This is a genomic window from Ruegeria sp. AL1, from assembly GCF_056540905.1.
The window spans coordinates 64,537-83,007 of record NZ_JBQFXP010000014.1 but is presented as its reverse complement, the minus strand read 5'-3'; the positions used below and the strand labels follow the sequence as shown (position 1 = coordinate 83,007).

The following is an 18,471-nucleotide window of genomic DNA, read 5'->3' as shown; positions in this document are numbered from 1 at the left end:
CGTTCACAGCGGTCGAGAGGAGACTGCGGGTCAGGATAGGTGCGGGGACTGCAGCTTGTCTGTCACTTTTTCTCGGTGCTGGTTACCGCGCGCCAGTCCTGTGGTGGTGGGCTAGCCAGCAACCCCGCAGCGCGGGCTTTCATCGCCGTCGAGGCCGGATCTCCGCCACGGGCCTGATCTGCGGCGTCAAATGCCGAAAGGGCTTGTTCAAACCGGCCTGCCCGGTAAGCGGCAAGCCCGTCCTCATACATTTTTATCCAAGCGTGCGAGCCATCAAACTGATCCGCCATGGCGATCAGCTCATATACCACAAGCTCTTTGGTGCGACCAAAGACCGTCAGGGTATCCAGCTCGCGGGCGACAATGGCATCGCCGGCTTCCCGGCGGGTCTCTGGGCCGATCAGGATAAGCGTGCCATAATCCTTGTTTGCCCCCTCAAGACGGCTGGCCACATTCACGACATCCCCGATGGCGGTATAGTTCAGACGTTGTTCGGATCCGATGTTGCCGACGAGAGCCTCGCCGCTGTTCAAACCGATCCTGACATGTAACGGGTTTCCGGCATCGTCCTTGATCCCGGCCTGTTCGACGGCTTCGACCAGATCAAGCGCCGCGCGGCAGGCATTGATGGCGTGGTCGGTATCTTGCCGTGGGGCGCCCCAGAATGCCATCACAGCATCCCCCATGAATTTGTCGATGGTACCGTTATGCTGTGCAATCGCTGCCGAGGCCGCGCTGAAGAACGGTTCCATAAGCTTGACGATGCTGGGGCCCAGCTTTTCAGACAGTCCGGTAAACCCGGTGACATCGCAAAACAGCACCGAAATCTGTTTCATATCGCCACCCGGCTGCGTCTTGATACCTTCTGCAACCAGCATCCGAACCAGATCGGTGGGTACGTATTTTCGGAAAGCCGACAGGCCGGCGGCCATGCTGGCGGTGGCGGCGGACAGGTTTGCAAGTTCGGATAACCGAGAGGGCCTGCGCGAGATGCGCTCGACATCAAAGCGCTCGATCTTACTGAGGTCCTCGGCGATGCGCGCCAACGGGTTGGCAACCACTTTGCGGACCAGCCAGATTGCCAGTCCGGTGGCAAAAACAACCACGCCGATCAGAATGTAAAGCAGGTTGATCAGGGTTCTGTCGATCCCTGACAAAAATGCGGCTTCGGGAATGACCGTGGCAACGCGCCAGCCATAGAACCCCAAGGGCGTCAGAGCCACCGCATAGGGGACACCATCGATCACGACCCGGGTTGTCTGGCTTCCGGGCGCGTTGTTGTCCGGGTCGCCCAACAATTGTTCGCCCGAGATCATGGCAACTTCATACAGCTCACCTTCGCCCATGCGTGCCGGGGTGATCTCGTCCGCCTCGGCGTCTGGCACGGCAATTACTTTGCCATCCGCGTCCAGAATATAGGCGGCACCAAATTCCCCGGGATGCAGGGTGGCCAGGAATCGGGACAAGCGATCCGTTTCGATTGCAACGGCCAAAACGCCCTGACGCGTCCGATTGACATCTACCGGACCAGCGAAAGCATAGACGGTCTTGTCGCTGTCCGGCAAATCCCGGGCTTCGATCCATCCCTGAGAGTTCAGACCCATGAAATTCCCAAACCAAGCATGATCGCGCGGGTCGTAGGTTGTTTCCGTGAAATTCCGTTCTTCGAACTGAATGTCGCCGGGAATGAAAATATAGCGATCAGTGCGCAACATGCCGTCGCGAATGTTCTTGTCGATCTCGATCATCTCAAGACCACCATCGCCCAGACGGTGCGACCCGAAGAAATTGCCGTCGGGCCAGCCAAAGAAAATCCACGAGATATTGGGTTGCGCCTGCAATTGCGACAGAAAGACAAACTCGCGCTTGTCGGCCTGACGAGTCGCGATCACGTTCTGGACAAAGATAGTTCGCACCGCTGCCCACGCGGCCTCGGCTGACCTGAGCGTGGCTCCGACCTCGATGCGGACGGTATTGGCGATCTGTGTGTTGATCTCGGCCGCAAGCATACGGCTGTTGTCGCGCGCTGTCGTCCACCACAGCGAATGGACAAGGAACGTCGATACACCGATGGAAAGGGCAACCAGAATCGAGACAGCGACGCCTACGCTAAATCGCATGAATGCTCCGAAAAAATAACAGATGACGCAGTATTGATATGAGAGAACCCGAAGGGCAAAGACTTCTTTGTTAATGCACTGAAAATTCACGCAAGTGTTAAGTGTGTGTTAGCAGCGGGCGGGTCAATGACACAATTCTGTGTAGAAGGCCACGCTCGCTAAAAAGACAGGAACTCGGCAGCAATCCCTTCCGCCTCCACCGTTAGCGGACGGGCCACGCCCCGATCGATGACGATGCGGGATGAGATTCCGCATGCCTATCTGGAAACGCCGCGATGTTTGCCCGGTGATCCGTGGCGGTCGCCCGCATGGGGGCGCAGATCGTATGGGCACCGATCCGAACCACAGGGCGTGCTGTTCCGTTGAACCAACCGGTAGCATATCGGCGGCCCCTTCGCTGATACGGGCGCCAGCCGCATACCCTGTCTATGATCCAGGCTCATGTTGCGGATCAGGTGACGCCCGGCAGTGCACCGGGCGTCAGGTCAGATCAGAGGCCCCATTTTGCGCGGTTCTCTTCGAAGAACCCTTGCGCCTTTTTCACCTCGATCCAATTGTTCACGTAGTTGATCCAGACCTGATCGTTTTGGGGCAACAGCATTGCGATGGGCGAGGGCGAGCGGGGGCCCGCATTTTTCACGCGCTCAATGGGGAATTTCTCTTCCAGTGTCGATCCCTCGATGTTCGAGGTGATAAACACGTCCGCGCGGCCGGCGATAACTTCCTGAAACCCGCGGGCCGGGGCCTCGACCACTTTGATTTCGGCATTCGGGAACCATTCGCGCACGCGTTTTTCAAACGTGGTGCCCAGCGTGGTTGCAACCGTCACGCCCGGCTGGTTGATCGACTCGTAGCCGTCGAACTTGTCGGCCTTGTCCTTGGTTGTATAGGGAAACAGCTCGACCGCGATGTAGCTGTCCGAGAAACCCGCAACTTTCATGCGCGGCGGCGAGATCGAGGCTGACCCAGTCAAATGGTATTTGCCCGCCACCACACCATTGACCAGCGTTTTCCAGTCGGTGGGCACATATTCGACCTCGACCCCCAGATCAGCGGCCAGCGCGTTCATGATGTCGATATCATAGCCCTTATAGCTGTTGGTCGCCGGATCGCGCAGCGACATCGGGTTCCAGTCACCGGTTGTGCCCACTTTCAGCACCCCAGAATCCAGAACCTCGTTCAGGGCTGACTGCGCCTGCGCGGCGGTCCCGAGCACTAATCCAAGTGCCGCGGCGGCGGCAGTTTTGAAAAACCGTTTCATGTATTTCTCCCGTTGGTGGCGTTAAGCGATTGCCGCTACATTGTTTCTTGATCTAAGCGTAAAGACAAAGATAACCTCAAGCAAATAATTGACCAGAAAACAAAGGCAGGCCAGCAGATGCAAGACGCCGCGATCGAGCTTGTCGGTGTGAACAAGTGGTTCGACACGTTTCACGTTCTCAAAGACATCAACCTGACAGTGAACAGCGGCGAAAAGGTCGTGATCTGCGGGCCTTCGGGGTCCGGGAAGTCGACCGTGGTGCGCTGTATCAACCAGCTTGAGAAACATCAGAAGGGCACGATCCGGGTGGATGGGGTCGAGCTGACGAGTGATCCCAAATCCGTGGCGGCGATCAGCTCCGAGGTCGGGATGGTGTTCCAGCAGTTCAATCTGTTCCCGCACCTGACGGTTCTTGAAAACCTGACGTTGGGCCCGATCAAGGCGCGTGGCCTCAGCCGGAAAGAGGCCGAGGAGAAGGCGCGGCACTATCTGGAACGCGTACATATCCCTGATCAGGCGGACAAGCGGCCCATCCAGCTGTCGGGCGGTCAGCAGCAGCGCGTCGCCATCGCCCGGTCGTTGTGCATGGAACCCCGGGTTTTGCTTTTTGACGAACCCACCTCTGCGTTGGATCCCGAGATGATTTCCGAGGTTCTGGATGTGATGGTCGAGCTGGCGCAAGACGGCATGACCATGGTTGTCGTCACCCACGAGATGGGATTTGCCCGCAAGGTGGCCGATAAGATGATCTTTATGGATGCAGGCGAGATCGTCGAAGAAGGCCACCCCGAGCATTTCTTCACCGATCCGCAATCTGAGCGGTGCCGCAAATTCCTGTCTCAAATTCTGCAGCACTAGGTGGGGCCGATGAAAAAACTTCTTCTGATATCGCCACTTCTTTTGCTGGCCGGGTGTTCGTCTTCGTCGACCTGGGGCTGGTATGTGATCAATCCGACCACTGCCTCGGGCTGGACGAACGTCAAGTTCCTGATCTCAGGCATGGGCGCGACCATCCAGATTTCCCTGATCGCGGCGGTGATGTCGATTGTCATCGGCCTGCTGGTGGCGCTGCCGGGGTTGTCCGAAAAACGCGGCTGGCGGCTGGTCAATCGGGTCTATGTCGAATTCATCCGCGCCATTCCCCTGCTGCCGATGCTATTCTGGGTGTTTTACGGCCTGCCCATCGTGTTCCAGTCGATGGGGATGAACGTGCCCATTGATCCGTTCTGGGGCGCGATCATCACGCTGGCCATCTCGGACAGCGCGTTTACTGCCGAGATCTACCGCGCAGGCATTCAATCCATCGCCCGTGGTCAGCGCGAGGCGGCTCAGACCATCGGGCTGAACTATTTCCAGACCATGCGCTATGTAATCCTGCCGCAGGCGATCCGGCGCATTTTGCCCCCCTTGGCCAACCAGTTCATCTACATCGTCAAGATGAGTGCCTTTGCCAGCGTCATCGGGATGCAGGAACTGACCCGCCGGGCAAACGAGTTGGTGGTGACCGAATACCGCCCATTGGAAATCTACACGCTTTTGATCTTCGAATACCTGATACTGGTCCTGATCATCAGCGCAGGCGTGCGCTGGCTGGAGCGCCGCATGGGCGCGGACGAGCGCGGATAAGGAGGCATTATGGATTGGAAAACCTTCATGGCCGAAACCGAGGCCAATATCGGCAGCTTCTCGAAAGAAGTGCCCGAAACCGTGCGTGGCTTTGGCATCATGGGCAAGGCCGCCAAGACCGATGGCGCGCTGAGCGAAAAGACCAAGGAATTCATGGCGCTCGGGATCGCTATTGCGACCCGCTGCGACAGTTGCATCGGGTTTCACGTCAAGTCTCTGGTCCGGTTGGGGGCCACACGCAACGAGATGTGCGAAGCTTTGGCTATGGCGACCTATATGGGCGGCGGGCCGTCTTATGCCTATAGCGCCAAGGCGTTGAAGGCCTATGATGTGTTTTCGGAGTAAACCCCATGCGTCCTGATCTGGCCGGAGCCGAAGGGTTCATCCGAAATAGCTGGTACGTCGCGGGCCGGTCCGAGGATTTTGGCCGCGAACTGAGCGCTGTGCGGATGCTGGACGAAGAGATCGTGATCTATCGCGACACCAAGGGCGCTGCCATCGCGCTGGAGGATGCCTGCCCGCACCGAAAACTGCCTCTGTCACGCGGAACCATTGAGGGTGATCATGTGGTCTGCGGCTATCATGGGCTGACCTTTGGTTGCGGGGGCGAATGCGTCAGCGCGCCGACACAGTTGGACAATCCGCCGCGCCGCGCCGCTGTCCATGCCTATCCCGCCGAGGACCGTTGGGGGTTTTTGTGGCTGTGGATGGGCGATCCGGAACAGGCCAGCATAGAAGACATCATCGACATTCCCAATTTCGACAACCCGGACTGGGGCAAGACCCAGAAGGGCGCGATGGAGATGGCGTGTCACTACCTCTACATCATCGATAATCTGCTGGACCCCAGCCATGTGGCCTGGGTGCATCTGACTTCGTTCGCCGGGGCCGGAACGGACAATCGCCCGCTGGATCTTGAGGAAACCGGGGATGGTGTCATCGTTTCCCGCTGGATCGCGAATGAGCCCGCACCGCCTTATTATGCGCCAATCTTGCCCTTTGGCCCCGGTTGCGATCGCAAGCAGCATTACGAGTGCCGACTGCCGTCGACCGCAATCAATATGTCGGTCTATACCCCGGCGGGGGAAGGCGGCGCGGATCGGCCCGTCTCGCCCAACGCCTTCATCAATATCTCATACAACTTCATCACGCCGGTCGATGCCGAAACCTCGCGCTATTTCTGGTTCCAGCATCGAAACATGCACGCGGACGATACGGCGATGTCCCAGCGCATGTTCGAAGGTGCAGTGATGGCGTTCAACGAGGATAAAGAGGTCTTGGAGCACGTCCAGACCGGGATGGCGAGGCGCAAGAGTGGCTATATCAACCTTGCGCTGGACGCAGGCGCGATGCGTTTCCGCTCGCGGGTTTCGCGCAGAATCGCTGAAGAAACGGGATGATCAGGACGCGCTGAGCCTGCCGTTGATGCCCTGACCTACGGCCTGTTCCGGGGCATCGAACAGGGCTTTGACGCAAGGATAATCCTCAAGAATCTGCGCGCCACCGGGAATGCGATCAGGATGCAGGGCGCCGTTTTCCCAAACGGCAACGCCATCGACGCGAATGGTCGGGTCCAGCACATTCAGTGAAATCTCACCCGGAGCGTAGTGCCCACAGGTGTGGAAATGCAGCAGACGCGGATTGCCGAAGGCGGACCCGCTCCATCTCTCGAAATTCTGGAAAGCGGGTGCGGAGTAGGCACAGCCTGGATGAATGCCTGCGTGCCAGGAATGCATGGTCAGCGGGTCGAGGTCGAACATTTGACCGACTTTCTCGTAGTGCATCTGTGCGCAATGCACGTCCATCGGGTGGCCGGAAAAACCCAGAAGGCGGCTGTTTTCAAACTGTACGGCAAGCGGTTCACGCAGATCGCAGCCATAGGGTTCGTAGAATTTCGAGCCGGTTCCGACCAGAAACCCATCTTGCATCACGGTGCCTGAAAATCCTTGCGCTGGAACAGGGGCGAAGACTGACATGGGGAAGCGGGCGACAAAGACATCAGAGGCGCCACTTTGGGGAAACGCTGCGCCGGGACCGCTAAAATCAGTGCCTAAGGGGCAGGTTACGAGAATATGCGAGGCCTTGGTCAGCAACGCATTTACCGCGTTCTTCAGCGCAACAAAACCAAAGTAATTCGCCCGTCCAAAGCCCGAAGCTAACGCATCCTTGTCCAGCGCATAAGACATGATCGGATGCACATCCGCCAGATCCGCATCGAACCGAATTTGATCCCCCGTCCGCGACAGAAACAACGTTCGGTCGGCAGCTTTCATTGCGGCAATGGTCTGTCCGGACAGGTGTGGCCCCATCGGGTCAAAGGGGATGGTCTGTAAAGTGGCTCGAATCCCCAGTGCCTGTGCGCAGTCCAGTACTGCCTGCGCGATTTCGGCGTCGTAATATGTGTTTTCTGGCGCTTCGCATAGCACCAGCAACCGGTCACCTGCTGTCAGCCCGCCACATCGGATCAGCAGATTCTCCGCGCCGGCACGCAGATCCGAGTTGCGCATAACACTGGTCCCCTAAATAGCAGAATCAGACGAACACTACACCAGTTTCACATTTCCGTTACTGTCTAAAAACGACCTGATGCAGAAATTTCTGCTGACACTTTCGGCGGCTTTGTTCATATGCTGGCTCGACATCTGACAGGAGGATTGGGCATGAGCGCCTGGATCGAAATGATCTCTGACGAGCAGGCGGACGGCCGTCTGAAAGAGCTTCTGGATAACGCCAGAACACCGCATGGAACGGTGGATACAGTGATGCGGGTGCATTCGCTGCGTCCCGAAACGATGAACGGGCATGTGGTTCTGTACCGCTCGGTCCTGCATTCGGACGACAACCGGTTACCGTTCTGGTTTCTGGAGGTGGTGGCGAGCTATACATCAATCCTGAACGACTGCACGTATTCGCTGACGCACCATTTTATGAACGTGCGTAATCTGCTTAAAGACCAACCCCGCAGTGACAGGATATTTGTCGCCCTGAAAGCGCATCGCCCCGAGGATGAATTTGCAGGTAAAGAACTGGCTTTGTTGCGCTACGCTGCCAAACTGACGACGGATGTGGGCAAAATGGTGAAATCGGATTTCGAAGCGCTAAAACTGGCAGGCTGCGACGACGGTGAGATTCTGGAGGTCAACCAGGTCTGCGCATATTTCAATTACTCCAACCGTTTGTTGAATGGCCTTGGGGCGACCACAGAAAACGATGTGATTGGATATTACAAAGGCGACGAGTGAACAGCGGTGGACGCCGGACCGGTGCTCTGCGAGTTTGAAATCGACGTGCCAGTTGCAGGCCCGACCAAGTTTGGTAGGTCAGAGTGCTGTATGCGTCATCGCCGTAGTCTGGTGCCTTCTGGGTCAAAGGGTGGTTCGTGCAGGATGGTGGCCTTGTGGGGCTGGCCGAGGACCATGACCTCGACCCTGTCGCCGCGCTGGGCGTTTTTGGCGTATCCCAGCGCCAGTGACATGCCGACCGTGTAGCCATAGGTGCCCGAGGTGACGCGGCCGATGCCTTCGCCGTCTTTGAAGATCGGCTCGCCGCCGGTGGCGTCGGCGTTCGACGCGGTGACGTCACCCTCGTCCAGATGCAGCAGGACCAGCTGTTCGCGGGCCGGTTTGTCCAGCACCTTCAGCGCGACCTCTTTGTTGAGGAAATCTTTCTCGAACTTGCACAGACGGTCCAGCCCGACCTCCTGTGGCCAATATTCAGGGCTGTATTCGCGGCTCCACGAGCCATAGCCCTTTTCCACCCGCAGCGACATCAGTGCGCGGCTGCCCACAGGGCCTGCGTCGAATTCTTTGCTCGCTTCCAGCAACGCCTCATACAGGCGCGCCTGATCTTCGGTCTTGCAGTGCAGCTCCCATCCCAGATCGCCGGTGAACGAGACGCGCAGGGCCAGCACTTCGACCCCCGCCAGTTCGATCCTGGCCGACCGCATGAAGGGGAAATCCTCGGTCGCCAATGACGTGTTGGTCAGGCGCTGCAGGATTTCGCGCGATTTGGGACCGGCGACGTTGAAGCCGCACATCGCCTCGGTATGGCTCTCAAAGGTGGTGCCGTCGGGCAGCGGGACCTGCTTGAAGAAGCGCTTGTGATAGCGCTCGGCCATGCCGGAACCGATGATCCAGAACTCATCCTCGGCCACGCGGGTGACGGTGAAGTCCCCGGCAATACCGCCCCGTTTCGAGATCAGCGGCGTCAGGCAGGACCGGCCCACCGCCTTGGGCATGGTGTTGGCGAAGACCGCGTTCAGCCAATCCGCAGCGCCGGGGCCTTTGCAGATGTATTTGGCAAAATTCGAGATATCGATGATGCCCGCCCGGTCGCGCAGCATCTTGCATTCCTCGCCCACAGACCCCCACCAGTTCTGGCGGGTAAAGCCGTTGGTATCCACGGTGCCCGGCTCATCCGCGAACCACAGGGGGTGTTCCCAGCCGGCGTTCAGGCCGAACACCGCGCCCATGGCTTTCTGTGTCTCATAGATCGGGCGCACACGGGCCGGGCGGCCTGCGCTGCGTTCCTCGTTCGGGAAGTGGATCGCAAAGCGGTGGGCGTATTGGTCCTGCACCTTGGCTTTGGTGAACTCTTTCGTGGCCCAGGTGTCGAAGCGCGCCAAGTCCCAGGCGAACATGTCATATTCGGTTTCGCCTTCGATGATCCACTGCGCCGCCATCAGGCCCATGCCGCCCGATTGTGAGAAGCCGGGGATGATGCCGTTGCAGCAGAAATAGCCATCAACCTCGGGCACCGGACCCATCAGCACGTTGGCGTCGGGCGACCAGATCATCGGGCCGTTGATGACGCGCTTGATCCCCGCGTTACCCACGGCGGGCAGACGTTCGATGGCGTTCATCATGTTCTCTTCGATCCGTTCCAGATCATCTGGGAACAGGTCATGGGCGAAGTCCAGCGGCGTGCCTTCTTCAGCCCAGAACTTCATGTCCTTCTCATAGGCGCCGACCAGCAGGCCGTTGCCTTCCTGACGCAGGTAGTACTCACCGTCGCGGTCCGAGACCGAGGGCAAACGCGTGCCGTGCGCCTGAACATCCGACATGGCCTCGGTGACAAAATACTGGTGCTCGGTCGGTTGCAGAGGCAGTTCGATCCCGGCCAGTTTCGCGACCTCACGACCCCACAACCCGGCGGCATTCACCACCCAAGGGGTTTTGATGTCGCCCTTGGGCGTGCGCACGATCCAGGTGCCGTCTTCCTGCTGCTCGGTCGCGATCACGGAGGTAAAGCGGTGGATCTCGGCCCCGCGCTGGCGCGCACCCACCGCATAGGCGTTGGTCACGCCCGAGGGGTCCACATTGCCGCCATCGGGTTCGAACATCACGCAGCGGATGCCCTCATAATTGACCAGCGGGTTCAGCTTTTGCGCCTCTTCGATGCTGATCTCATAGAAGTTCATGCCATAAAGCTTTGCCTTGGCGGCCTGCAGCTTCAGCTGATGCTCTCGCTCTTCGGTCTGCGCCAGATACAGCGAACCCGGTTGGAACACACCGCAGCTTTGGCCGGTTTCCTCCTCCAGCGCGTTATACAGGTTCATCGTATAGTGCTGGATGCGGCTGATATTGGTGCTGTCGTGCAAACCGTGGATATTCGCCGCCGCGTGCCAGGTCGAACCGCTTGTCAACTCGTCCCGCTCCAGCAGAACGACATCTGACCATCCTAGTTTGGTCAGGTGATACAGGATCGAACACCCGATCACCCCGCCGCCGATCACTACAGCCTGTGCTTCTGTGCGCATCTTTTGTCCCCGATTTTCGGTCTTTCATCAGACCCTCGACCCCTTTCACTTTAGGCACGCCGGGGATCAAAAATGTTCAGAACGCGTCACAAAACTCGTTGTTTTGACCACGCCGGATATCATCTGCCCGGATTGTTCCGGGCGCGCATCGGATCAGAAACTCAATCTCTGTGCGCGCCCGCGATCCGCCAGCCGTTGATTCAGTTCATCCGCCTCGGGTGCACCGGATTCCAACGCATAGACAAACGCCTGGGTCAGGTAAAAACACGCAGCGTCAATGTCCTCAGCCTGTTCTCGGCCATTGGCGGCGATTGTGTAGAGACGCACCAGAGCCGGGTGATCTTTTCTGGCATGCGCATCCAGCAGCGCGCGGTCCAACTCTTGGCGTTCCATCCAAATCATGCTCGCTCAGCCAGACCGACCCTTTTCAACCTGGCTGGCAACCCAATGGTGGAAGTTATGTGTCGGCCCATCCATCACCGGCGAAAAGCGACCGCCATCAAATAGCTCACCATGGCGGCCTTTTTGCATGCCTTCGACAACAAAGACGTCTTCTTCGAACACGATCTTCCACTGTTGCGCATTTAATGCGCGCAAACCGTCAAGCTCGGGGGTCTCGCGCTCGCTTTTGGCGTAATACAGCTCGATATGTTCAATTGTGTTTTCGTGATCGACGGCTTCTAGCACGATGGCAAAGCAGTGGTCGCGTTGTACCCCCAGCAACACGTTCGGGTAGATGGCAATATACTCGGCCCCTTCGTCCCATTTGTCGCTGAGACTATCAAAGTCGGGAAGTCGGTTGCCGCCCTGATCGGTCAGCTGGCGATATACCAATGTGCCTTGACCGGAGTAATGGCCGCGGTTTTCGATATTGTAGTGATCTTCCAATCGGGAATAGCTGTTCAGGCCCGGATGAACCCAGGGCAGGTGGTAGCTTTCGCAATAGTTTTCCACTGCCAGTTTCCAGTTGCATTTAACTTCAAGCCGAAGCGAAGACCCTTCGCCGCCATGAAAAACGGGCTTTTCATGCTCTGCCCAGCGTTCCAGCAATTCGCTGTGGGCGTCCTCGAACTCAGGTGCGGTGCCATCGACATTCACAAAGATCACATCGCGCCAAACATATGAACGGATTTGCAGCAGCCCCAGTGTGCTCATGTCGACATCTGCGTGGGTGTTCTGCCCCGGGCCGCCGACATGCGGTGTTGCGCGCAGGTCTCCGTTCAGGGCGTAGCACCAGCTGTGATACGGGCACCGGATCGCGCCCCGGATTTTTTGAGGTTTGTCCACCAGGATCATCCCGCGATGACGGCACGTATTTTGAAAAACCCGGATGGATCCGTCGTGGTCGCGGACAATCAGTAACGGCTGTCCCAGAAAATCGACGGGCTTGGCATCGCCGACCTCAGGAACATCCTTGCCGAACCCGATCCCCGACCAGTTTGCGTAAATTACCGAACGTTTTTCCTCGGCAAAGATGTCTGGATCGATGTAATGTGCGTTCGGCAGGCCGTTGGCCACGTTCACGTCAGACAGGACGGACGAAAGCAGGGTTTGCTGGTTCATCAGGTGCTCCTGAAATGGACTTGAAGGATGGGTTTCTATGCATAAGCAGGGTAGCGACCCGGACCAGGCCGGTTCAATATCAGAAAACTTCATCAACAGATGATCTGAACTAAACCGACTTGTTGGTGACTTCTGCGATAATCCACTGTTTCAAAGCCCGGGCGCTGTCGGACAATTCATTGTCTGGTCGCCCAACCAGATAAAACTGATTAGGTGCGATCAAATGATGTGACCCGATCGCCACCAGTTTCCCCGACGCCAGCATGGGCCGGATAAGCCTTTGCCAGCCAAGTACTATGCCCACACCCTGCCGTGCCAACTGCAGTGCGACGGAATAGCTGTTGACCCTGCTTTCGACGGGCAGGTCGCCCGCATACCCAAGTTGGTGGAACCAGTTTGCCCAGTTTGTCCAAGTGTGATCTTCACTGTCCATATGGATAAGTCTTTGTCTCGCCAAATCTTGCAGCTCGGTGCCGATCAGTTTTTTAGCCAGTTCAGGGCTGGCTACCGGGATCAGATGATCCCGATACAAGGGCGTGTGATTCAGCGAAGAATCCCGATCCCGCCCATAGCGAATGAAGAAATCAATATCCCGCCTGTCGTGAAAGGGTCGATCCTGAGAAACCTGATTGACGCTCAGATCGGGTCTTTCACGCCAGAACCGGATGATCGTCGGAGAAAGCCACAGAGCGGCTACTGCTGTAGTGGACCCGACTGTGACCTTCGCTGCCGACGCGCGTTCGCGGATGGTGGTCAGAGTTTTTGAGATGCGATCAAACGATGACCACAGTGAGTCATACAGTGCTTTCCCTTCGTCGGTCAGATCAACGCCCCGGTGCTTGCGCTGAAAAAGCGGCGTGCCCAGATCGCCCTCAAGCGCTTTTATCTGGTGACTGACGGCCCCCGGTGTAACCGATAACTCGGACGCAGCATTCTTGAAGCTCAGATGCCGCGCGGCGGCTTCAAAAGCAGAGAGGGTTGTCAGCGGCGGCAGGTTGTAATGGCGTCTCGACATTGAGGTGGTTCTGCTGTGTGGCTACGGTTTAGGTTTCTTCACCTGAATATGAGTTGCTTTGGTGCAGAATACCAACAGTGAATCGCGCAAAATGGCGCGCGACGGCGGCGCTTCGGACCAGAACAACGGGACATTAAGCTCAAGACAGGAAAGCAGACCCAGAATTGTGTTCAATGATCTCTTGGACAAGCGGGTTGGGAAACCGGCGTCGCAGAGTGATTGCATAGAAGGTTTCCTTGATGCGAGGATGCGCATTGGCTTCCTTGAGGCGGCCGGAAGTCAACTCATCGGTGACAACGATCGGAGCCACCAGCGCAAGCCCGATGCCTTCGCGTGCCAGAAGCCGCATCATGGCCATATCGTCCACTTCGGCCGCGACCTGGGGGCTGATTGAAAACCGGCTGGCCAGCGCATCGAATGCCGTGCGCACGCTGCTGTCCGTCGTCGGCAGAATGAAAGGTTGCCCGGCAAGAAGGTCTTGCAAGGGCTGGTCTTGCTGCAAACGGGCGGGCGTTCCCACAATGCTGACGTCCTGTTCCGCAATGCGATGCGTCTCGTAGGGTGTCAGGCTATCGTCAGGAGGGGGACGGTTCATTAAAACCACGTCGAGGTTCAGCGCCTCAAGCCCCTCGAGCAGTTCGGTCGGACTGCCGGATCGCAGGATCACTTCGACGTCCCGACGAGACAATATCGGCCTCAGAAATCCGATCTGAAAGTTGCGGGACAGTGTCGCCAGCGCGCCCACGCGAAGTGCCTTTCGGTTTTGCACAGTGCCGGACAGCGTTGCAACAAGCTCCTGACCGGTCGAGAAAATCGCGTCGGCATGATCCAGTGCAATGCGCCCGGCTTCGGTCAGATGAAGTTGCCGCCCGCGTCGGTCAAACAGAGCATGGCCCAAGCGCTCTTCCAGTTGCTTGATCTGAACCGACAGCGCGGATTGCGACAGGTTCAGACGCTGCGCCGTGCGCGTCAGGTTTCCATCATGCGCAACGGCCCAGAAATATCTGAGGTGGTGATAGTTCAACGGCATATCGTTCTAATTAATAGAAGGAAAGAGTAAGAACAATGAATTTTTATTACTTCGATTTTCGCCATATCTGCCCGGTTACGCAGATGCCGTGAAACTGAAGGATATCAACCGTGATTTACTTGTTCCTACCTCTTCTTGGTCCACTGATGCTTGTTTTGGCGGCGTGTCTGGCCGCGCGATATCCCGGGATCCGCCCCGGCAAAGTGCTGATGTGGACGGAAGCGGCGGCGCTTTCCGCTCTTGTGGTTGCCGTAGTGTCGACCATCGTTCTGATCGTCCACGGACCGGGTACATCTTCCCTGATCGGGTTTTTCGGCATTGGCTTTTCGGTACGGCTGGATGCCGTGAGCGCGGTGATGCTGACCCTTGTCAGCTTTATCGGTTGGATCGTGCTACGCTTTTCCCGAACCTATATGGATGGCGAAGCTGGTCAGGGCATGTTCACCGGATGGATGTCGGCAACTTTGGCCGCTGTTTTGCTGCTCACCATCTCGGGCAACCTCATTCAGCTTTTTGTAGCCTGGACGTTTGCCAGCATATCCCTGAACCGGTTGCTTCTGTATTATCCCGAACGTGCCACTGCCCTCCGCGCTGCACGAAAGAAAGCCGTTGTCGCGCGGCTGAGCGAGGGTGCTCTTGCGGGCGCGCTGGTTCTGCTGATTGCAGTCTACGGAACGACGGATATCGAAACTGTCTTTGCCTCGGCCACCGCAAACTGGCCGACCATGATTGCGGCGTTTCTGATCGCAGTTTCGGCTGTGCTGGCATCGGCGCAATTCCCGCTGCATGGGTGGCTGACCGAAGTGATGGAGGCCCCAACGCCCGTATCTGCCCTGCTGCATGCGGGCGTAATCAATGCGGGCGGGTTTCTGTTGATCCGGTTTGCGGATGTGATGCTGCTTGCGCCGGGCGTTCTGGCGTTTCTTGTTATGCTTGGAGGGTTCACGGCGCTCTTCGGAGGTCTGGTGATGCTTACTCAGCCGGCCGTGAAAACGTCTCTGGCGTGGTCCACAATTGCGCAGATGGGCTTTATGGTCATGCAATGCGGGTTGGCCCTGTTCCCGCTGGCCCTTCTGCATATCGTGGCACACTCGCTTTACAAGGCGCACGCGTTTCTGAGTGCGGGTGAAGCTGTGCGCAACGTTGCGGCAATCCGGCGGCCCGGCCCAATCGCGGTGCCAAGCGCTCGCAACGTTTTGCTGGCGTTTGCTGTTTCGATCGGAATCTACGGCCTTGTCGGAGCCCTTGTCGGCTTTGATGGGAAATCGGTACAGGCGATTGCTTTAGGAGTGATCCTGATCTTTGGTGTCGCTTATTTACTGGCGCAGGGATTTGCCGACGCCGCTCCACGCGCTTTGATGCGACGCACAGTGGTTTATGCGCTGGCGACGTCAGTCAGCTATTTCGCCCTTCAGGTCGTGGCCCAGACGCTCACGGTCGGGGCGTTGCCACCCACACCGGCGCAGGGTCCGCTTGAATGGGCGCTTATCGTTCTGGCGCTTATCAGTTTTGGGTGTGTTGCCCTGGCGCAGGCGACGTTCCCGCTGTGGGCGTCTCACCCGGCGGCGGTCGGCCTTCGGGTTCACCTGACAAGCGGCCTGTATGCCAATGCCATTTTCGACAGGTTTCTGGACGGTTGGTCCAGGCGGTCGACTGTCTGAAAGGACCATATCCCATGTATGCAAAACTCGAATCCTACCCCGCGCCGCTGCTGGAACTTGTTGCCGAGGCCAACTCTGCCGCAAAGGCCATTCCTCCGCTTTTTCCGCTATCCGCCAATGTTGCTGTGAACCCGTTTCTGGGTCAGACCGGCGAGCCACTGGCAGTCACCGCCGCGCGCTTGGCCCGAACCGGAGGCGTTCGGATCACTCCGCCGCGTGCATATTGGAAGCCCAGAATTGAATCGGGTAAAATCTCGCAATCCGATCTTATGGGTGCTTTGTCAGCGGTGGAGGGGCCGTTTGGCCGACCTGACTTGTCAGATGTTTTGGCTGCATTGGAGGGTGAAACACCTTGGCCTGATGCTTTGCCTACAGTAGCGGAACTTGCGGCGGATGTTTCAGGTATAGACTGGCCCGGTCTGATCGAAGACCGTATTGGCGCGTGGGCCGCCAGCCATTTCGATCAGGGGCAGGCGCTGTGGCAGCAAGCTGGCACAGGCGGCGCATTCCGATCGTGGCGTGAGTTTGCATCGCGCGACCTGACGCCCGAGATACATGGCCTGAGTGGTTTCTGTGCCTTTGTGAGCGAAACCAACCGGTCCCATTGGCGCGCATTGGGGCGGGCCTCGGAGCGCCTGGGCATTGATCCGGGTGCTGCGACAACGGCTTTCCACCGCTGGTTGGTGACGTTGGGAGGCTGGGCGCAGTATGGGCGCTATCTTCTGTGGCAGGCGGAGTTAGACGGCGTACAAGACAGCACGGTGACCGAACTTTTGGCCATTCGCATGGTGTTTGATGAGGCGCTGTTCGAGGCCTACAAAAATCAAATCGTGGATCGCTGGGCTGAGGTGATTGTCGAACATCAATCCCCGGTTACAGCGTCTATGCGGCATGTCATTGATGCGGTGTTACAAGGTGCGGCGGAACGCTCGCAACAGCGGATATTGGGGGGCAAACTGCATAAGGGGAAGTCTCGCGTTCCGCAGGGCCAAGCCGATATTCAAGCTGTGTTTTGCATCGATGTGCGGTCCGAAGTGTTTCGGCGCGCATTGGAAGCTCAGGATGCGGGCATACAGACCCTTGGCTTTGCCGGGTTTTTTGGCTTGGCGAGCGCACATAATGCGGCAGGTTCGGATGTTGTGGAGCGGCGCGGACCGGTCCTCTTGCAGGCGGGTGTGACATCTCGGGCCGATGAGCCCGAGGAGGTGGACCTAAGCCGACGTTACGGGGCCCGGGCCAAGCGCGCCTGGGGCAGATTCAAGTTGGCAGCTGTGTCTTCCTTTGCCTTTGTCGAGGCGACTGGTCCTTTGTACGCCGCGAAACTTGTGCGGGATGCACTGGGTGTGAAAAGCAAGGCGTCGGCTGACCCCGCACCAAGCCTGACGGGTTCGGTTGATCTGAAAACGCGCACTGAAACGGCTCAGTCGGTGCTGAGGGCCATGTCTCTTACGGACAACTTCGCGCGGATCGTATTGCTGGCTGGTCACGGGGCCGATGTGACCAACAACCCCCATGAAAGCGCGCTGCAATGTGGTGCGTGTGGCGGCTACGCGGGTGACGTAAACGCCCGGCTTCTGGCTGGTCTGTTGAACGACGATGAAATCCGGCGGGAGTTGCGCATTGAAGGAATCGACATCCCCTCGGACACAGTTTTCGTTCCGGCTTTGCATCACACAACAACGGACGAGGTGACGGTTTTCGATCGGGATGTGTCCGGGCACATCCGTGAGGAGGGGCTTGCGCAGTTGAAAGTGTGGTTGGCCGCTGCCGGAAAGCTCGCCCGATCGGAACGTATAAAGCGCTTGCCGCGCGCGTCCCAAGAGTCAAAAGTCTACCGGCGTGCAAAGGATTGGGCCGAAACCCGTCCCGAATGGGGCTTGGCCGGGTGCCGCGCGTTCGTCGCCGCACCACGCAACCGAACGGAAGGATCCGACCTTTCGGGGCGGGCGTTTCTGCACAGCTATGACTGGCGGCAGGATGATGGGTTTGGCACTCTGGAACTGATCATGACTGCCCCCGTGGTCGTCGCGAGTTGGATCAGCCTTCAATATTATGGCTCGACCGTTGCGCCGTCGTTGTTCGGCGGGGGCAACAAACTGTTGCACAATGTTGTTGGTGGCATCGGTGTTCTGGAAGGCAACAACGGTGCGCCGCGTCCCGGCTTGCCATGGCAATCCGTGCATGACGGCATCTCCTTCCAGCACGATCCCTTGCGTCTGTCGGTGATCATCGAAGCCCCGCGGCAGGCCATGTCCGATATATTGAGACGACATCCGGATGTACGTGATCTGTTCGACAACGGCTGGCTTCATCTGATTGCCATGGACGATCAGGGCAAACTGGCCTGGCGTTATCGGGGCAACCTGAATTGGGAGCGGTTCGGCGACGAAACAGCTGACCTGCAAGCAATCGCGGCTGAATAGCTCGTCTTGCACGG

The 18,471-nt window shown here is 58.0% G+C and carries 15 protein-coding genes; 7 read left to right on the top strand and 8 right to left on the bottom strand.

Annotation, left to right across the window (positions count from 1 at the left end; genetic code table 11):
• Positions 1–62: 62 nt before the first annotated feature.
• Together ACRZ9X_RS20060 and ACRZ9X_RS20055 are read right to left on the bottom strand one after the other, a co-directional pair.
• Complete coding sequence (locus ACRZ9X_RS20060) at positions 63–2,120, bottom strand: adenylate/guanylate cyclase domain-containing protein (protein WP_480521846.1); 2,058 nt, start codon at positions 2,118–2,120, stop codon at positions 63–65.
• A gap of 490 nt (positions 2,121–2,610) precedes the next feature.
• A complete protein-coding gene (locus tag ACRZ9X_RS20055) occupies positions 2,611–3,381 on the bottom strand; it encodes a transporter substrate-binding domain-containing protein (RefSeq protein ID WP_480521845.1) in 771 nt (256 codons plus the stop codon).
• Positions 3,382–3,498: 117 nt separating this feature from the next.
• Here ACRZ9X_RS20055 and ACRZ9X_RS20050 point away from each other — a divergent pair, with 117 nt between their 5' ends.
• The 4 genes from ACRZ9X_RS20050 to ACRZ9X_RS20035 are packed head-to-tail and all read left to right on the top strand — an operon-like array spanning position 3,499 to position 6,407.
• Positions 3,499–4,239, top strand: coding sequence for an amino acid ABC transporter ATP-binding protein (locus ACRZ9X_RS20050; protein WP_480521844.1), 741 nt, complete (start codon positions 3,499–3,501; stop codon positions 4,237–4,239).
• A 9-nt stretch (positions 4,240–4,248) separates the two neighbouring features.
• Positions 4,249–5,007, top strand: coding sequence for an amino acid ABC transporter permease (locus tag ACRZ9X_RS20045; protein ID WP_480521843.1), 759 nt, complete (start codon positions 4,249–4,251; stop codon positions 5,005–5,007).
• A gap of 9 nt (positions 5,008–5,016) precedes the next feature.
• Positions 5,017–5,352: a carboxymuconolactone decarboxylase family protein gene (locus ACRZ9X_RS20040; protein ID WP_480521842.1), complete on the top strand. Its 336-nt coding sequence runs from the start codon at positions 5,017–5,019 to the stop codon at positions 5,350–5,352.
• A 5-nt stretch (positions 5,353–5,357) separates the two neighbouring features.
• On the top strand, positions 5,358–6,407 hold the full coding sequence (locus ACRZ9X_RS20035) for an aromatic ring-hydroxylating dioxygenase subunit alpha (RefSeq protein WP_480521841.1): 1,050 nt from the start codon (positions 5,358–5,360) through the stop codon (positions 6,405–6,407).
• On the opposite strand, the gene ACRZ9X_RS20030 is transcribed toward ACRZ9X_RS20035, so the two are convergent.
• Positions 6,408–7,514 (bottom strand): hypothetical protein, encoded by a 1,107-nt coding sequence (locus tag ACRZ9X_RS20030; protein ID WP_480521840.1) that lies wholly within the window; start codon positions 7,512–7,514, stop codon positions 6,408–6,410.
• A 153-nt stretch (positions 7,515–7,667) separates the two neighbouring features.
• Here ACRZ9X_RS20030 and ACRZ9X_RS20025 point away from each other — a divergent pair, with 153 nt between their 5' ends.
• Positions 7,668–8,249: a carboxymuconolactone decarboxylase family protein gene (locus ACRZ9X_RS20025; RefSeq protein ID WP_480521839.1), complete on the top strand. Its 582-nt coding sequence runs from the start codon at positions 7,668–7,670 to the stop codon at positions 8,247–8,249.
• 95 nt (positions 8,250–8,344) lie between these two features.
• Here ACRZ9X_RS20025 and ACRZ9X_RS20020 read toward each other — a convergent pair whose 3' ends face one another.
• The 5 genes from ACRZ9X_RS20020 to ACRZ9X_RS20000 form a co-directional block, all read right to left on the bottom strand.
• Entirely contained in the window at positions 8,345–10,765 is a 2,421-nt protein-coding gene (locus ACRZ9X_RS20020; protein WP_480521838.1) for a GcvT family protein, read from the bottom strand.
• Positions 10,766–10,918: 153 nt separating this feature from the next.
• The gene (locus tag ACRZ9X_RS20015; protein WP_480521837.1) at positions 10,919–11,158 is read right to left on the bottom strand and encodes a hypothetical protein; all 240 of its coding nucleotides are present in this window, start codon (positions 11,156–11,158) and stop codon (positions 10,919–10,921) included.
• Between the two features lie 15 nt (positions 11,159–11,173).
• Positions 11,174–12,328, bottom strand: coding sequence for an aromatic ring-hydroxylating oxygenase subunit alpha (locus ACRZ9X_RS20010; protein ID WP_480521836.1), 1,155 nt, complete (start codon positions 12,326–12,328; stop codon positions 11,174–11,176).
• Positions 12,329–12,437: 109 nt separating this feature from the next.
• The gene (locus tag ACRZ9X_RS20005; protein WP_480521835.1) at positions 12,438–13,343 is read right to left on the bottom strand and encodes a LysR substrate-binding domain-containing protein; all 906 of its coding nucleotides are present in this window, start codon (positions 13,341–13,343) and stop codon (positions 12,438–12,440) included.
• A 139-nt stretch (positions 13,344–13,482) separates the two neighbouring features.
• A complete protein-coding gene (locus ACRZ9X_RS20000) occupies positions 13,483–14,373 on the bottom strand; it encodes a LysR family transcriptional regulator (protein ID WP_480521834.1) in 891 nt (296 codons plus the stop codon).
• Between the two features lie 110 nt (positions 14,374–14,483).
• Between ACRZ9X_RS20000 and ACRZ9X_RS19995 the strand changes: the two genes are divergently transcribed.
• On the top strand, positions 14,484–16,034 hold the full coding sequence (locus ACRZ9X_RS19995) for a proton-conducting transporter transmembrane domain-containing protein (protein WP_480521833.1): 1,551 nt from the start codon (positions 14,484–14,486) through the stop codon (positions 16,032–16,034).
• A gap of 14 nt (positions 16,035–16,048) precedes the next feature.
• Complete coding sequence (locus ACRZ9X_RS19990; RefSeq protein ID WP_480521832.1) at positions 16,049–18,457, top strand: YbcC family protein; 2,409 nt, start codon at positions 16,049–16,051, stop codon at positions 18,455–18,457.
• The last annotated feature ends 14 nt before the right edge of the window (positions 18,458–18,471 follow it).

Coding starts and splice junctions, on each gene's coding strand:
- ACRZ9X_RS20020 (WP_480521838.1), bottom strand. CDS start 10,765: ATGCGCACAGAAGCACAGGCTGTAGTGATCGGCGGCGGGGTGATCGGG.
- ACRZ9X_RS20060 (WP_480521846.1), bottom strand. CDS start 2,120: ATGCGATTTAGCGTAGGCGTCGCTGTCTCGATTCTGGTTGCCCTTTCC.
- ACRZ9X_RS20010 (WP_480521836.1), bottom strand. CDS start 12,328: ATGAACCAGCAAACCCTGCTTTCGTCCGTCCTGTCTGACGTGAACGTG.
- ACRZ9X_RS20050 (WP_480521844.1), top strand. CDS start 3,499: ATGCAAGACGCCGCGATCGAGCTTGTCGGTGTGAACAAGTGGTTCGAC.
- ACRZ9X_RS20015 (WP_480521837.1), bottom strand. CDS start 11,158: ATGGAACGCCAAGAGTTGGACCGCGCGCTGCTGGATGCGCATGCCAGA.
- ACRZ9X_RS20035 (WP_480521841.1), top strand. CDS start 5,358: ATGCGTCCTGATCTGGCCGGAGCCGAAGGGTTCATCCGAAATAGCTGG.
- ACRZ9X_RS20030 (WP_480521840.1), bottom strand. CDS start 7,514: ATGCGCAACTCGGATCTGCGTGCCGGCGCGGAGAATCTGCTGATCCGA.
- ACRZ9X_RS19990 (WP_480521832.1), top strand. CDS start 16,049: ATGTATGCAAAACTCGAATCCTACCCCGCGCCGCTGCTGGAACTTGTT.
- ACRZ9X_RS20005 (WP_480521835.1), bottom strand. CDS start 13,343: ATGTCGAGACGCCATTACAACCTGCCGCCGCTGACAACCCTCTCTGCT.
- ACRZ9X_RS20040 (WP_480521842.1), top strand. CDS start 5,017: ATGGATTGGAAAACCTTCATGGCCGAAACCGAGGCCAATATCGGCAGC.
- ACRZ9X_RS20000 (WP_480521834.1), bottom strand. CDS start 14,373: ATGCCGTTGAACTATCACCACCTCAGATATTTCTGGGCCGTTGCGCAT.
- ACRZ9X_RS20025 (WP_480521839.1), top strand. CDS start 7,668: ATGAGCGCCTGGATCGAAATGATCTCTGACGAGCAGGCGGACGGCCGT.
- ACRZ9X_RS20055 (WP_480521845.1), bottom strand. CDS start 3,381: ATGAAACGGTTTTTCAAAACTGCCGCCGCCGCGGCACTTGGATTAGTG.
- ACRZ9X_RS20045 (WP_480521843.1), top strand. CDS start 4,249: ATGAAAAAACTTCTTCTGATATCGCCACTTCTTTTGCTGGCCGGGTGT.